Here is a 342-nt window from a genome sequence, read left to right as displayed (position 1 = left end):
ACTGGGGATGAAACGTATCACTTTATCTGGAGCTTCCATCACATTTTGATGGATGGCTGGTGCTTGTCCTTTATGACACAGGAAGTATTCGGTAGCTATCTGGCACTGCGTGTGGGTGATGAGCCCGTGCTGGAGCCAGTCACGCCGTTCAGCCGATTTATCGAATGGCTGGAACGTCAGGACCGTGAGGCAGCCCTGCAATACTGGCGTGGGTATCTGGCGGACTACGAGCAGCAAATTACGCTTCCACAGCAAAAAACACAGTCGAAATCGATGCAAGCCGGGGAATATATCGCTGAAGATCTGGATTGCGAATTCCAGCCAGAGCTGGTTGCCCAGATC

Annotated in this window: 1 protein-coding gene; it reads left to right on the top strand. The window is 52.0% G+C overall.

Going from position 1 to position 342, the window contains the following annotated elements:
- A partial coding sequence (locus HFE01_RS26580) for a condensation domain-containing protein (RefSeq protein ID WP_167442918.1) occupies nucleotides 1–342 on the top strand: 342 nt, incomplete at both ends.

It is taken from the genome of Paenibacillus sp. EKM10P, assembly GCF_011800655.1.
Classification (GTDB): Bacteria; Bacillota; Bacilli; order Paenibacillales; family Paenibacillaceae; genus Paenibacillus; species Paenibacillus polymyxa.
The sequence above is the reverse complement of the archived record's forward strand: the minus strand, read 5'-3'. Positions and strand labels throughout refer to the sequence as shown.